General features: G+C 71.0%; 11 protein-coding genes and 1 pseudogene. 5 read left to right on the forward strand and 7 right to left on the reverse strand.

The window, feature by feature from the left end; all coding sequences use genetic code 11:
• Positions 1–26 precede the first annotated feature (26 nt).
• From ACZ4TV_RS11445 to ACZ4TV_RS11460, 4 genes are all read right to left on the reverse strand, one after another.
• Positions 27–878, reverse strand: coding sequence for an inositol monophosphatase family protein (locus ACZ4TV_RS11445; RefSeq protein ID WP_468133202.1), 852 nt, complete (start codon positions 876–878; stop codon positions 27–29).
• Positions 859–1482 (reverse strand): hypothetical protein, encoded by a 624-nt coding sequence (locus ACZ4TV_RS11450; protein WP_468133204.1) that lies wholly within the window; start codon positions 1480–1482, stop codon positions 859–861. The genes ACZ4TV_RS11445 and ACZ4TV_RS11450 overlap by 20 nt, the downstream gene beginning before the upstream one ends.
• Before the next feature lie 18 nt (positions 1483–1500).
• Entirely contained in the window at positions 1501–2445 is a 945-nt protein-coding gene (locus ACZ4TV_RS11455; RefSeq protein WP_468133206.1) for a hypothetical protein, read from the reverse strand.
• Positions 2446–2535: 90 nt separating this feature from the next.
• Positions 2536–3291, reverse strand: a complete 756-nt coding sequence (locus tag ACZ4TV_RS11460) for a tyrosine-protein phosphatase (RefSeq protein ID WP_468133208.1) — start codon at positions 3289–3291, stop codon at positions 2536–2538.
• Between the two features lie 221 nt (positions 3292–3512).
• Here ACZ4TV_RS11460 and ACZ4TV_RS11465 point away from each other — a divergent pair, with 221 nt between their 5' ends.
• Positions 3513–3947: a VOC family protein gene (locus ACZ4TV_RS11465; protein WP_468133210.1), complete on the forward strand. Its 435-nt coding sequence runs from the start codon at positions 3513–3515 to the stop codon at positions 3945–3947.
• 57 nt (positions 3948–4004) lie between these two features.
• Here the strand turns inward: ACZ4TV_RS11465 and ACZ4TV_RS11470 are convergent.
• Positions 4005–4118 (reverse strand): annotated as a pseudogene (locus ACZ4TV_RS11470) (PhnA domain-containing protein); the annotation flags it as partial.
• A 135-nt stretch (positions 4119–4253) separates the two neighbouring features.
• Here ACZ4TV_RS11470 and ACZ4TV_RS11475 point away from each other — a divergent pair.
• On the forward strand, positions 4254–5882 hold the full coding sequence (locus ACZ4TV_RS11475; protein ID WP_468133212.1) for an AMP-binding protein: 1629 nt from the start codon (positions 4254–4256) through the stop codon (positions 5880–5882).
• Between the two features lie 204 nt (positions 5883–6086).
• Positions 6087–7283: a serine hydrolase domain-containing protein gene (locus ACZ4TV_RS11480; protein ID WP_468133214.1), complete on the forward strand. Its 1197-nt coding sequence runs from the start codon at positions 6087–6089 to the stop codon at positions 7281–7283.
• 42 nt (positions 7284–7325) lie between these two features.
• Here ACZ4TV_RS11480 and ACZ4TV_RS11485 read toward each other — a convergent pair whose 3' ends face one another.
• Entirely contained in the window at positions 7326–7607 is a 282-nt protein-coding gene (locus ACZ4TV_RS11485) for a hypothetical protein (protein WP_468133216.1), read from the reverse strand.
• Positions 7608–7986: 379 nt separating this feature from the next.
• Between ACZ4TV_RS11485 and ACZ4TV_RS11490 the strand changes: the two genes are divergently transcribed.
• Positions 7987–10977: a hypothetical protein gene (locus ACZ4TV_RS11490; RefSeq protein ID WP_468133218.1), complete on the forward strand. Its 2991-nt coding sequence runs from the start codon at positions 7987–7989 to the stop codon at positions 10975–10977.
• 579 nt (positions 10978–11556) lie between these two features.
• Positions 11557–13545: a galactose-binding domain-containing protein gene (locus tag ACZ4TV_RS11495; RefSeq protein ID WP_468133305.1), complete on the forward strand. Its 1989-nt coding sequence runs from the start codon at positions 11557–11559 to the stop codon at positions 13543–13545.
• Between the two features lie 240 nt (positions 13546–13785).
• Here the strand turns inward: ACZ4TV_RS11495 and ACZ4TV_RS11500 are convergent, their stop codons facing one another.
• Complete coding sequence (locus tag ACZ4TV_RS11500; RefSeq protein WP_468133220.1) at positions 13786–15303, reverse strand: peptide MFS transporter; 1518 nt, start codon at positions 15301–15303, stop codon at positions 13786–13788.
• Positions 15304–15370 lie beyond the last annotated feature (67 nt).

The following is a 15370-nucleotide window of genomic DNA, read 5'->3' on the forward strand; positions in this document are numbered from 1 at the left end:
CGCGGATCAGCGGGGCCGGACCGGATTCACTCGGACCGGTCGGCGTACGGCACCCGCTGACACACGGCGCCCACTTCCCGCAGCAGGTACGCAAGGGTTTCGCCGCGCCCCGCCACGAAGCTGCGCCCGGTGTCGTCCCCGGCGAAACCGGGCCTGAACCGCGCCCCGGACAGCGTGCGCAGTTCCACCCCCGCCTCGGCCGCGAGGAGCGCCCCCGTCGGCAGGTCCACGCCCTCGGCGCGGTAGCCGACGAAGGCGTCTATCGTGCCGCGCGCCAGCAGGCTCCACCCCAGCAGCGGCGCCCACAGCTGGAGTACGCGCCGGCAGCGCAGCTCCAGCGTTCCGCGCAGCGCCACCGCCGTCACGTCGCCGCGCTCCACGGCGTACCCCTGGGTCCAGGCGACGACGGGCCCCGGGCGCGGCAGCGCGGGGGTGGGGCCGGGCAGCGCGCCGGACGACCCGTGGGCCCCCTGCCCCCTGACCGCGTGCCAGGTCTGGCCGGTGACCGGCTCGTGCACCACTCCCATCACCGGGGTGCTCCCCAGGCACAATCCGATCCCCACCACGTAGGCGGGCAGGCCGATCGCGACGTTGTTGCTGCCGTCCAACGGGTCGACCAGCCAGGTGCGTTCGCCCGCCGCGTCGAGGAGCCCGGCCTCCTCGGACAGGATCCGGTCGTGCGGGAAGTGCCGCTGGATCCGGCCCAGTACGAGCTTCTCGGCGGCGAGGTCGAGGTCCACCTGGACGTCCCCGGACGCGCCCTTCGTCCGCAGGCACCGCGCCGTACCGAAGCGCCTGCGCAACAGGCCGCCCGCCTCCTCCGCCGCGGCGACGGCGACCCGCCTCTCGTGGTCGAAGTCAGGCCCGCTGTTCGGCATCGATCCTCCTGAGGACGGTATGGACGCTGCGCACGGTCTGCACGGTGTCGCACAGTCGGCGGGTCGTGCGGCGCGCGCGGCCGTCGAGCGGCCCGAGCGAGAGGTCGGCCTGCCCGGGGATCGAAAGCCCGTGCACCAGGGTGGCCGCGGGGCCGGCGCCTTCGAGGGCGGTGGCGTGGAACTCGCCCGCCGCCAGGGTGTAGGTCTCCCCGCCGGAGCTGATGCGGGCGGGGCCCGGTTCGCTGCGCACCAGCAGGGGCGTCGGCCGGATCTCGTCGACGCCGTCGCTGCCGCTCCAGACCTCGAACACGCGATGGGTCGCGCCCTCCTCGCCGTCCCCCACCACGCGCGTCCGTACGGGAAGGTTGGCCAGCCGCCCGTAGAGCACGCGGCTGCGCAGTTCCCAGCTGTGGGCGTGCATGGGGGACGCGTCCGGATCGGCACGGTGGTGGGTCTCGAAGAGGTGCACACAGATTCCGCGCGGGCCCTCTCTCAGCAGCGGCAGGCAGAGGAATCCGAGTGGATGCCGCACGGCGCGCAACTGCCGTTCCCCGGAGGCGATCTCCTCCAGGGAGACGAGGGTCCTCTCAAGCTCGTGGTCCATGGCACGCGCCGGGGCGCCTCACCTCCTGTAGGGGTCCTCCGCGTGCAGGGCCTTCTCGATGATCTTGCCGATGTCGCTGTCGGTGAAGACGCGCGGCAGCGGGAACCGCAGGTCCTCGAAGAGCGTCCGCACCTCGTCGACCGTGGGCTCCTGGCCGAGCGGGGAGGCGACGCGCAGATCGAGCACGGTGGCCTGCTCGCGGCTCTGGTGCAACTCGGTGACGTAGTAGTCGTAGAGCGGTTGACCCCGCTCCACCAGCAGGTTCACCCGGGACGGGTCGTCCTGGGTGATGACGAGGCAGGTCTCGGACAGGTCGAAGCGGAGGGTCGGCACGGCGGCCGAGAGGTGCACGCTGATCTCGAGCGTCGTCAGCTGCCGCTGGTACCAACAGGCGGCGAGGACGGTCGCGTACGACTCCCGGCGGACCCGGTCGGTGGTCCACACGTCGTCGCCGCGACGCTGCCCGCCGAACATCTGCCGGAACCGGGCGTACGCGGCGCAGGCCCGCTCGTCGGCCGGATTGACGATGTCGATCTTCACATTGAGCTGCGACCGCTGCTCCTTCGCCGCTGCCACGCACAGCGGCAGCGTGACCGCCCGCAGATAGGTGCCCGTGCCGCCCTTGAAGTACCAGAGGTTGGTGTGCTGCCGGGCCTTGCGCAACGCTTCGCCGACCTCGTTGCCCGACAGCGAACGCACCATGGCGAGGTCTTCAAGGGCCCGGCGGGTCCCGCTCATCGCCTCCTGAATGCTCGCCGGCCGGCGCACCCGCTCCACGATCGACCCGGTGGCGAGCAGACCGAGGACGACCAGGGTGGCACCGGAGGCCACGTCGTCACTGACGACGTCGCCGAAGATGTCCAGGAGCCCGACCGCCATGGCGACGCCCACGGCGACCACGACGTCGGCGTTGCGCAGGGCCCAGGCCACGAAGCGCTCCAGCCGCCCGGCACGCGCTGCCATGGACGCACCCCCTCCCACCCGGTTCCGATGGTAGGAGATGCTCCCACGGCGCCACCAGAGCGCATTCACGTCGCCCTGCTCCGGCGGGCGTCAGGCGGGCGTCAGTCGTTCCCGCCCCCCGCCCGTCAGCAGGCGGGCGCGCAGTCGCTCCGCCGTCCGGTCCGACAGGGCGACCCGGTCCTTGAGGTAGCCCTCTGCCGATCCGTACCGGGCCTCCAGGTCCGCCAGTACCAGCTCCATGATCACCGCGGGGGCCCGGCCGTAGCTGGGCCATTTCATGACCCGTTCGGGGTGGGCGGCCCGCCAGTCCGCGGCGAGGCGCTCGGTGGCCAGCTCGGTGAGCGCGAAGTCGGCGAGGATCTGCTCCTGGCCGACGCCGAGCAGGGTGAGGACGAACGCGGCGATCAGCCCGGTCCGGTCCTTGCCCGAGGTGCAGTGGAAGACGACCGGGCCGGGGGCCTCGGCGATCTGCTCCAGAACCTGGCGGATCTCCTCGGCCCCGTCCTCGGTGACCTCCGCGAACCGGTCGGCGAGGTAGCGCCAGGGGTCGGTCTCGGGGTCTATCTCGGCCTGGTCGTAGGGCCGGTGCTCGATGCTGAGGTTGACGTAGTGGAACCGCTCCGCCTCCGGCACCCGGCCCTTGGCCTCGATCTCCCACGGATAACGCAGGTCGATGACGGTGCCGATGCCCAGCTCCAGGAACTTCTCCCAGTCGGCGCCCCGCAGTTTGCCGAGCGAGTCGGCCCGGTACAGCGTCTGCCACGGGACGGTCCGGCCGTCGGCGGAGCGGTAGCCGCCCAGGTCACGGAAGTTGTGCAGGCGCTCGAACTCGACATGCCGGTTCATCGGCTCTCTCCCTCGTCTTGGCGCATCGCTCGTGATGATGCCGCAAGCACCGGGTTGCGCCGAGCCGGGGCTGCCGACCGGCCGGCGCCCGGCTAGGGTGTTGCGGGCGGCGGTTGGCGGGAAACGGTCTAGTGCTGTGGCCGGAAAGGTGCGGCGGCGGCCTGCGCGTCGTCGAAGACGTTCGGCTCGGCGCATGCCGCGCCGGCCGGGAAGGCAGGACCGTGAATCAGCCCGTCACCGGCACGTTGCACCACGTCGAGCTGTGGGTGCCCGACTTCGACCGCGCGGTCGCCTCTCTCGGCTGGCTGCTGGAGTCACTGGGCCACACCCTCTTCCAGAGCTGGCACAACGGATGCAGCTGGCGGCTCGGCCCGACCTACCTGGTCCTCGAGCAGTCGCCGGCCCTCACGGCCGACCGGCACGACCGCTGCCGGCCAGGGCTGAACCACCTCGCCTTTCACGTCGAAGACGAGACCGCGGTCGACCGGCTGGTCACCGACGCGGCTCGGCACGGCTGGCACCTGATGTACCCCGACAGCCATCCGCACGCCGGCGGCGCCCGGCACCACGCCGCGTACCTGGAGAACGACGACGGTTTTGAAGTCGAACTCGTCGCGGGCAGCCCGTGCCGGGCGTGCTCCGGACCGGCCACCTGACCGGGCCCCGGCCGGCCGGGCGGGCGGCCCCGCGCTCCGTGAGGCCGGTGCGATCGGTCAGACCTTCCTGACGACGCTGGACTTGAGCTGCATGGAGCCGAAGCCGTCGATCTTGCAGTCGATGTCGTGGCCGTCGACACCCTCGACGAGGCGGATGTTGCGGACCTTGGTCACCCGGACAGCGTATTTCAGGCCATCGGCGCAGATCGGCACCGTCCGGGGTGTGCGAGAGTCCGGTCGGCGCGGTTCACGAGGGGACGCCGGACCGCCGGGCCCCGCTCTCGCCACCCAAGCCAGGAGGTCCATGTGTCTGCCGCGTCGAGCTACGCGTCCGGGGTCTGCGAGGTGCCGCTGCTGGGCGACACCATCGGCGAGAACCTGGACCGCACCGTGCGGAAGTTCCCCGGTCGCGACGCCCTCGTCGACGTGGCCGCCGGGCGCAGGTGGACGTACGCGGAGCTGGCCGCCGACGTCGACGCCCTCGCGCTCGGGCTGCTGGACCTCGGCATCGTCAAGGGGGACCGCGTCGGCATCTGGGCCCCCAACCGCGCGGAGTGGACGCTGGTGCAGTACGCCACCGCCAAGATCGGGGCGGTGCTCGTCACCGTGAACCCCGCCTACCGCTCCCACGAACTGGAATACGTGCTCCGGCAGTCCGGGATCCGGCTGCTCGCCGCCGCGGACCGCTTCAAGACCTCCAACTACGCCGCCATGATCGAGGAGGTGCGGCCGCGCTGCCCGGCGCTGGAATTCGTGGCCCTGCTGGGAGGGCCCCGGTGGACCTCCCTGCTGGAGCGGGGCCGGCAGGGCGACCCCGCGGAGCTGGCCCGGGCGCAGGCCGCGCTGAGCCCGGACGACGCCGTGAACATCCAGTACACCTCGGGGACCACCGGCTTCCCGAAGGGCGCGACGCTCTCGCACCACAACATCCTCAACAACGGCTTCTTCGTGGGCGAGCTGTGCCACTACACCGAGCAGGACCGGGTCTGCATCCCGGTCCCCTTCTACCACTGCTTCGGCATGGTGATGGGCAACCTCGCGTGCACCAGCCACGGCGCCGCCATGGTGATCCCCGCGCCCTCGTTCGATCCGGCGGCCACCCTGGCCGCCGTGGAATCGGAGGCGTGCACCTCGCTCTACGGCGTCCCCACCATGTTCATCGCCGAGCTGGCGGATCCCGGCTTCGAGACGTACGACCTGTCCAGCCTGAGGACGGGGATCATGGCCGGCTCGCCCTGTCCGGTCGAGGTGATGAGGGAGGTCATCGACCGGATGGGCATGACCGAGGTGTCCATCTGCTACGGGATGACGGAGACGTCCCCGGTGTCGACGCAGACCCGCGCCGACGACTCGATCGAGCGCCGGGTGTCCACCGTGGGCCGCGTCGGGCCGCACCTCGAGGTGAAGGTGGTCGATCCACGATCCGGACGGGCGGTGCCCCGCGGGGAGCCGGGCGAACTGTGCACCCGCGGCTACTCGGTCATGCTCGGCTATTGGGGTGAGCCGGAGCGGACCGCCGAGGCCGTCGACGCGGCCCGCTGGATGCACACCGGCGACCTGGCCGTCATGGACGACGACGGCTACCTGAGCATCACCGGCCGGATCAAGGACATGGTGATCCGCGGCGGGGAGAACGTCTATCCCCGTGAGATCGAGGAGTTCCTCCACACCCATCCGGACGTACTGGACGTCCAGGTCATCGGCGTGCCCGATCCGAAGTACGGGGAGGAGCTCATGGCGTGGCTGCGGATGCGCGAGGGCGCCGAGCCGCTGACCGCCGCCGTCGTCCGGGCGTACTGCGACGGCCGGCTGGCCCACTTCAAGATCCCGCGCTACGTGCACGTCGTGGAGGAGTTCCCCATGACCGTCACGGGGAAGATCCGGAAGATCGAGATGCGCGAGGCGGCGGTCCGGCTGCTGGAACTGCCCTCGTAGGACGGCGCGTTGCGGCTCGTACCGCCCCGGTATTGCCCGATGATCTTCCTTAGGCGCGTGATCGCCCGGCCGATCGTGTCCGCGACCGCGACCGTGATCCGCGACGCCTCGTCCACCTGCCATGCCGATCGACGACCGACCCACCGACCGCCCGCCCGACCGACCGCCCGCCCGACCGACCAGAGGAACACAGTGCTCCTGCCCATGAACCGACGTCTGGCCCTCAGCGCAGCCGTACTGGCGTTGATGGCCGCGGTGGCTCCGGTGACCACCGCCCACGCCGCTGCGACCACCCCCGATCTGGAAGCGCTGGACCAGGCGCTGCGGAACACGACCGCCGCCGGCGCGCCGGGTGCCATGGCCCGTTTCAGCGGCCCCGACGGGGTCCGCACCAGGGCCGTGGGCGTACGCGACAAGACCACGGGCTCGGCCATGAACACCCAGGCCCGCTTCCGGATCGGCAGCGTCAGCAAGACGTTCTCCTCCGTCGTCCTGCTGCAGCTGGTGGGCGAGGAGCGGATCGACCTGGACGCCGCCGTCAACCGCTACCTGCCGGGCCTGCTGCCCGACGACCGGATCACGGTGCGGCATCTGCTGAGCCACCGGAGCGGACTGGCGGACTACACCGATGCCATGTTCGAGCGGACCGTGCCCGGCTTCGAGGCCGTGCGCAACAAGGTGTTCGGCTACCAGGAGCTGGTGGACCTCTCGCTGAGCGAACCCAGGACGACCGAGCCCGGCGCGGCGTACAAGTACTCGAACACCAACTTCGTCGTCGTCGGCATGCTCATCGAGAAGGCCACCGGCCATCCGGTGGCCAAGGAGTACGAGCGGCGCGTCATCAGGCCGCTGGGGCTGCGGAACACCTCCTACGTGCACCCCAGCACGCAGATCAGGGGGCTGCACGCGCGCGGCTACCTCCACCCGGACGAGGCGGGCGCGCCGCTGGTCGACTCCACCGAGCAGACGGTGTCGTGGGCCCAGTCCGCCGGGGCGGTGATCTCCGACCCGGCCGATCTGAACACCTTCACGTCCGCGCTGCTCGGCGGCCGGCTGCTGCCTCCGCGGTTGCTGGACGCCATGGTCACCGCGACCCCGACCGACACCACGAACACCCGGTTCTACGGGCTCGGCCTGCGCCGTTACGACCTTTCCTGCGGCACTTCGGTCTACGGGCACACCGGCACCGTGCAGGGCTTCTACACCTACGCCTTCTCGACGCGCGACGGCCGGCGCAGTCTCGCCGCGATGGCGAACACCTCGAACAGGGGCGCGGTGAACACGGCCCTCGGCGGGACCCTCGAAGCCGCGTTCTGCGGCAAGCGGTCCGCGAAGGCCACGGCGCGCGGATTCGGGTTCACTCCGGCCGAACGGGACCTGCCGGAGCACGATGCGCGCTGACGCCAAATAGAGGGCGGCACCCAGGGGGCGCCGCCTCCGCTCTCATACGCCGCCCACCGCGTCGTCGCAGGCGGGGCAGACCCGGCCCGCGTACTCCGGGGCGTACCACGCGGAGCCGGGCTGCCCTGCGGGCTGCCACGAGGCCGTTCGCATCGCGAAGGTGTCCCTGCCGCAGAAGGTGCGCGGACCGGGGACGGTCATTCCCGGGGCGGTGGGCGCCGCGTGCACGCGCAGGACGAGGGCGTGCACGCCGGCTGACGCGCCCCCCGAGCCGTGCGCCGTCACCGGTTCGTCGACCTCGTACACCACGACCATTCCGCTCATACCTCGACGGTAGGCCGCCAGGGGGTATCGCGCCGATCGGGCCGGATCGACACCCGGAAACGCGCGGCGTAGGCTCGGAATCGAAGCCTGACTCCTTACCCCGCGTCGTGCGTGTTTCCCTCGCGGAGGCGGTGCGCCCAGTCACGGCCCAGTCGCCGGCCCAGTCGCCGCGCAGGCCATTCCTGAGTGCCGCCTGTCCGGCCGGAAGACGGGTGCGGGCGGTGCTCGTGCGACGTTCCCGCGACTCCGCGACTCTTCGAGCGATGTGCGGGGCCGCGTTCCATGCTGACGGCTCATCAGCCGTTGCCCAAGACACCCCCTGGGCCGCACCGGCCGGGTCTCCGGACGGACAGGCCGGGCCCTGGGACGGGGAGAAGCGATGGCCACCTTCTACGACGGCTCGGTCAAGGGCCACATCACCAAGGACGGCGCCCACGTCACGCACATCCGGCACAGCCAGGAGCTCCGGGCCAGCGACGAGAACGACCCCGTCGAAGCGGCGAGCGCCTACCTCAGGGACGCCGCCGGGATGCTCGGGCTGGAGCGGCCACAGCTCGCCAACCTGCGGTCGAGGGCCGGGGCCCTGGAGCCCGAGCAGAAGGACATCGAGTACCGGCTCGAGGACGACAAGAGGCTCTTCGACGCAGCGACCGTCGCCTTCACGCAGACGTACTTCGACGTGCCGGTCTTCCGCCGCGGCATCTCGGTCGAGGTGAAGCAGGGGCCGAACCGGATCGTCGGCGTCACCAACAACACGGAACCGGGCCTCGACGGCGAGCTGCCCAGCGAGGAGCGGATCGAGCACTACCGCAGGCTCTTCCAGGACGGCGCCGGATTCCTCGGCCGGGTCGCGCGCGACGCGGACGCGGAGGCCGGGGTCCCGGCCGAGGTGCAGGAAGCGACACGCGTCGTCCGGCGCTCGCTCGGACTCACCGGGCGGGACGCGACGGAGCGGGAAGGCGGGAGCTCCAGGACCGGCCTGCTGAACGGACGGTTCGTCGCCTACCGCTACCAGCCGGAGCTCCGCTTCGACGGCAAACCGGAACCCCCCGGCGGCGACCTGCCGGGCCCGGCGGACGACGCGGAGGTCTCGCGGACCCCTGAGCCCGCGGTCCTGGAGGGCACCACACCGCCGTTCCCGGACATCCCTCCGGTCGACGAGTCGATCGTGCCCGGACGCACCTACCTGTGCGCCGAGATGAAAGTCCGGCACGAGGTTCCGGCGTACGGGGAGCTGGTCTGGCTCCTCCTCACCGAGGTGGAGACCGGCTCGGTCCTCTACATCGAGTGCCAGACCTGCTTCGTCAACGGCCTCGTCTTCCGGGTCGACCCCCATGTGGGCAGCGGTGACCTGACCGTCACCGCCGACGACGGCGACGCGATCCTGCAGAACCACGACTCCAGCGAGGTGCTCAACGATCTGGACCCGCCGGTCGCCGGGAAGCAGCGACTGCGGGGCGCGTACGTGGCGATCGAGGACGTCGAGCCGCCGAACGTGGCCCCTCCCACCCGCCCGTCGGGATCGGACTTCGACTTCGCGCCCAGGACCGACGGCTTCGCGGCGGTCAACGCCTACTACCACCAGACCCAGCTGTTCCGCAGGATCGCCGACCTGGGGTTCCCGATCGCCGGCTATTTCGACGGGACGGACTTCCCGATCCCGGTCGACCACCGCGGTACGGGTGCGGACGCGATCAACGCGCACTGGTCACCCAACGGCAACGGCGGCACGGGACACCAGTGCTACTCCCTCTGCGACCTCAGCAACACCGACAAGCCGCTGGGCCGGGCGGTCGACCCGTGGGTGCACTGGCACGAGATGGGTGGGCACGGCTCCCTCGGCGACCATGTGGACCGGGGCAGGTTCGGATTCGCGCACAGCGCCGGGGACGGCCTGGCCGCACTGCAGATGGACCCCGAATCCGCGTTGCGGGGAACACCGGACCGGTTCCGCTACGCCCCGTTCCGGCCGTTGGCGTCGCGTCGGTTCGACCGCACCTGGCGGTGGGGCGGACCCGAGGACGACCTGGACTACCGGAGCGAGGAGATCCTGGCCACCTGCCACTTCCGGATCTACCGCGCGATCGGCGGCGACCACCCGGACCTCGGCAGGCGGTTGTTCGCGTCCCGCGCCGCGACGTACCTGATCCTGCGCGCCATCGGACAGCTCACGCCCGGCACCAACCCCGACAACGTCGACCCGGTCACCGGGGCCGGTGTGCCGGGCCGCGGCGCCCAGCTGTGGTGCGAGCAGCTGCAGGGCGCGGACCTGAAGAACTGGCTGTCCGAGGGCCTGTCCGGCGGCGCGTACAACAAGGTGATCCGCTGGGCGTTCGAGAAGCAGGGATCGTACGGCGGCAAGCCGCCGGCCGTCGACGTCTACATCGACGACGGGCGCGCCGGGGAGTACCGGTTCCAGCAGGTTCACTGGGCGAACCAGTCGATGTGGAACCGGAACGCGCCCGACGGTCTGCCCGGACACCAGAACGCCGTCGCGGGCACCGAGAACTTCTTCTACGTGAAGGTCAGGAACCGCGGTACGACGGCTTCGGGAACCGTGACCGTCCAGGGCTACCACTGCCTGCCCGGAGCGGGGCTCAGCTGGCCGGGCGACTTCACGCCCATGTCACCGGCGTCGGGGCTGACCGCGGCCGGCGTCCCGGCGAACAACGGGGCGGACGTCGTGTTCGGTCCGTTCGCGTGGGTGCCCGACGAGAACGTCCACGGCCACGACTGCGCGCTGATGATCGCCTCCACGGCGGGCGACCCGAGCAACGTGGTGCACTTCACCGGCTCGGAGGCGATCGAGGAATGGCGGCTGGTGCCCAACGACAACAACATCGGCCAGCGCAACGTCACCCTCGTACCCGGCGGCGCGGGACCCGAGGCCCTGATCGCGTCGATGGCGGACGCCGTCTTCATCGCCGGCAACAACCTGCCCCGGCCCGCGCACATGGAGCTCAGGATCACCATGCCGGGCGTCCTCGCGGAGAAGGGGTGGTCGCTCGACCTCGATGACGCGGCGAACGGATTCCGGCTGAACCCGGGCGAGAAGCGCCGGCTGAAGCTGCACCTGGTGCCGGGCGGGCCGTTCACCGCCGACGAGCTGCGGGCCGCCGGCGAACAGTCGATCGACGTCTCCCTGCTGGCCGACGGCATGGAGATCGGCGGAATGCGCTACACCGTCGATCCCGGCCGGGAGCCGGACCCGGAAGGCGGGCTGCACCGGCTCAGCGCCGCGCGCGCCACGAGCGACGATGCGACACACGCCCTGCTCGAGCGCCTCGGCGTGGCCGACGCGGGCGTCACGAAGGTCACCGTGAGGAAGATCAGCCTGGACATCGAGTTCGGGCAGCAGGACCCCGGCTGACGTCCGGTCCGGACGGATGGGGTAGCGGACAGGGAGAGCGGAGGACCGGGAGACCTGGTACCCGGGGAGTTCGTCGTCGTCCCGGTCCTGCTGACCAACCAGCTCGGCGGGGAGCAGCTCCTGCACCTCGGCGCGGTCCTGCGGCGGTTCCCGGACGCGTGGCAGGCCGGGCTGCCCGACGCGCCCGTTCCGTTCGGCGCTGACCCGCTCTCACCCTCGTGGTCGGCCTAAGGTCGGGCTCCCGGCGGACTCGGAGCCGGGAGACGGCCATCGCGTCGACCTCGTACAGCGCCGGGCGGACACGGGTCGGATCGCCGGTGGCCTGACGCTTCATCAGGTCATCCGTCCCGGACTCTTGACTCTGTCGGCGGCAGTCGCGATTCTCGTCCCACCGTTTGTGCGGTCCATGACAAGCCACGCCAGGGCCCACCCCTGTCGCGCCGTCATGCCCTCGGACGGATCCGGCTCCTCGACCGCGCCATCCGCCGACCGAAGACGTGAGTGATGACCGATTCTCGACACACGCACCACAGGCGTAGGCCCCTCGCGGTGCTGTCACTGCTCCTCGCCGTCGTGGCCATGATGCTCGGCCCCGTACCCAGCTCCTCCGCCGAGCCCGGCTGGTGGAACCCGGTCGCGCGGCCCGCGCCCGACTCCGGGATCAACGTGACGGGCGAACCCTTCAAGGGGACCGACGCCCAGGGACGGGTCCGGGGCTTCGTCGACGCGCACGACCACCTGATGTCCAACGAAGGCTTCGGAGGCCGCCTCATCTGCGGCAAGCCGTTCTCCGAACTGGGGGTGGCCGACGCGCTCAAGGACTGCCCCGAGCACTACCCCGACGGCTCGCTCGCGGTCTTCGACTTCATCACCAAGGGCGGTGACGGCAGGCACGACCCGGACGGCTGGCCGACCTTCAAGGACTGGCCCGCCCACGACTCGCTGACCCACCAGCAGAACTACTACGCCTGGGTCGAGCGTGCCTGGCGCGGCGGCCAGCGGGTGCTCGTCAACGACCTCGTCACCAACGGCGTGATCTGCTCGGTCTACTTCTTCAAGGACCGCGGCTGCGACGAGATGACCGCCATCCGCCTGGAGGCGCAGAAGACGTACGACATGCAGGCCTACATCGACAAGATGTACGGCGGCCCGGGCAAGGGCTGGTTCAGGATCGTCACCGACTCCGGCCAGGCCCGCGAGGTCATCCGGCAGGGCAAGCTGGCCGTGGTCCTCGGGGTCGAGACCTCCGAGCCCTTCGGCTGCAAGCAGATCCTGGACGTCGCGCAGTGCGGGAAGGCGGACATCGACCGCGGCCTGGACGAGCTGCACGAGCTGGGTGTGCGCAGCATGTTCCTGTGCCACAAGTTCGACAACGCCCTGTGCGGGGTCCGCTTCGACTCGGGCGCCCTCGGCACGGCGATCAACGTGGGCCAGTTCCTGTCGACCGGCACGTTCTGGAAGACGGAGACGTGCACCGGCCCGCAGCACGACAACCCCATCGGCCTCGCGGCGGCCCCCGAGGCCCAGAAGCAGCTCCCGGCGGGCGTGTCGGTCCCCTCGTACGCGGCGGACGCCCGGTGCAACACGCGCGGTCTCACCGAGCTGGGCGACTACGCCGTGCGCGGCATGATGAAGCGCAAGATGATGCTGGAGATCGACCACATGAGCGTCAAGGCCGCGGGCCAGGCCTTCGACATCCTGGAGTCCGAGTCCTACCCCGGCGTGATCTCCTCGCACAGCTGGATGGACCTCGACTGGACCGAGCGGCTCTACAAGCTCGGCGGCTTCGTCGCCCAGTACATGGGCGGCGCCGAAGGGTTCAGCGCGGAGGCGAAGCGCACGGACGCGCTGCGCGACAAGTACGGCGTCGGGTACGGCTACGGCACCGACATGAACGGCGTCGGCGGCTGGCCCGCCCCGCGTGGGGCCGACACCCCGAACCCGGTGCGCTATCCCTTCCGCAGCACCGACGGCGGCTCCGTCATCGACAAGCAGACCACTGGGCAGCGCACGTGGGACCTCAACACCGACGGCGCCTCGCACTACGGTCTGGTCCCGGACTGGATCGAGGACATCCGGCTCGTCGGCGGCCAGGACGTGGTGGACGACCTCTTCCGCGGAGCCGAGTCCTACCTCACCACCTGGGGTTCGTCCGAGAAGCACAAGGCCGGGGTGAACCTCGCCGCGGGCTCGTCCGCCTCGGCCAGCTCGTCGGAGTGGAACCCGTTCACGAGCTACGCCCCGTACCGGGCGGTGGACGGCAGCACCGGCACCCGCTGGGCGAGCGGCTGGAGCGACGACCAGTGGCTCCAGATCGACCTCGGCACGGCGAACCTGGTGAAGCGCGTCACGCTCGACTGGGAGCGCGCGTACGGGAAGGCGTACCGCGTCGAGCTCTCGCCCGACGGCACGAACTGGCAGTCCGTGTGGTCCACCACCACCGGTGACGGCGGCCTGGACACGGCCCTGTTCACCGGTGCCCCCGCCCGCTACGTACGCGTCCACGGACTGCAGCGCGGCACCCAGTGGGGGTACTCGCTCCACGAGGTCGGCGTCTACAGCAGCTGACGCCGCGGAGGCGTTGCCCAGGGCCGGGGGGGGGGGGGGGGGGCCCCCCCCCCCCCCCCCCCACCACCCCCCCCCCCCCCCCCCCCCCCCCCCCCCCCCCCCCCCCCCCCCCCCCCCCCCCCCCCCCCCCCCCCCCCCCCCCCCCCCCCCCCCCCCCCCCCCCCCCCCCCCCCCCCCCCCCCCCCCCCCCCCCCCCCCCCCCCCCCCTCCCCCCCCCCCCCGCGTCGTGAAGGGGGTGCGTCAGTGCACGTCGCCCATCATCGTCTGGACCTTCTTGCGGTACATGTGGATCGCGAAGCCCGCGAACGCCGCCAGCGCGGCCTGCGCCGCGATGATCGTGGTGCCGTTCAGGTCCACACCGGCGATCGAGAGGAGGCTGGTGGTGCAGTCACCGGCGGTGACCGCGAGGAACCAGACACCCATCATCTGGCTCGCGTACTTCTGCGGCGCCATCTTGGTGGTGACGGACAGACCCACCGGCGAAAGGCACAGCTCCGCGATCGTCTGGATCATGTAGATCGAGACGAGCCACATCGGGCTGACCTTGCCGCCGTCGCCGGCCATGCCCATCGGCACGACGAAGACGAAGAACGAGCCGCCGACCAGGACCAGGGCCATCGCGAACTTCACGATGGTCGTCGGCTCCTGGTTCTTGCGCGACAGCCAGATCCACAGCCAGGCGAAGACCGGGGCCAGGGACATCACGAAGAGCGGGTTCAGCGACTGGAACCAGGTCGACGGGAAGTCCAGGCCGAAGAGCGTGTTCGCGGACTTGGTCTCGGCGAACGCGGCCAGCGTCGAACCACCCTGGTCGTAGATCATCCAGAAGACGGCGGCGGCGACGAAGAACCAGATGTAGCCGGTCATCTTCGACTGCTCGGGCGCCGAGAGGTCCTTGTCGCGCTTGATGCGGGCGAGCACGCCGATCGGGATCAGCAGACCGGCGACGGTCAGCGGGACCATGGCCCAGTTCAGCGTGAACATGCCGGCGAAGCCGACGACCGCGTAGAAGAGGGCGATGATGCCGACGGCCGCGGCCACCTTGACGATGATCGCGTTGCGCTCCTGGACGGAGAGCGGGTTCGGGACCAGGCTGCTCGTGGGGCTCAGGTGCTTGGTGCCCATGAGGAACTGGGCCAGACCCAGGGCCATACCGAGACCGGCCATGGCGAAGCCCAGGTGCCAGTTGACGGTCTGGCCGACGGTGCCGATGGCGAGCGGAGCGACGAAGGCGCCGAGGTTGATGCCCACGTAGAAGAGCGTGAAGCCACTGTCACGGCGCGGGTCCTGCGGACCGTCGTAGAGGTGGCCGACCATCGTGGAGATGTTGGCCTTCAGCAGGCCGGAACCGACCGCGACCAGCGCGAGGCCGACGAAGAACATCGCCTGGCCGGGGAGGGCGAGCGCGAAGTGGCCCGCCATGATCACGCCGCCTGCGACGGTGACCGTCTTACGGGCCCCCCAGACGCGGTCGCCGAACCAGCCGCCGGGCAGGGCCATGAGGTACACCATGGCCACGTAGACGGAGTAGATCGCCGTCGCGACGGCGGTCCGCATGGCGAGGCCGCCGGCCTGGCTGCCGTCCGCCGCGTCAGGACCGCCCGACAGGATGTACACGACGAGAAGTGCGCGCATGCCGTAGTAGGAGAAACGCTCCCACATCTCGGTCATGAACAGAGTGGCCAGGCCACGGGGGTGTCCGAAGAAGGTCTTCTCGGCGGACTGACCCGCCGAGTCCCTCGTCAGGCTGGAAGCCATGGTCGATCCTTGCTTGCTCGGGACGCTTGGCTTCGTGAGCTCATCCGCGCCCGGTGGGGGGTGGCCG

The organism is Streptomyces sp. NPDC028910 (genome assembly GCF_055564955.1).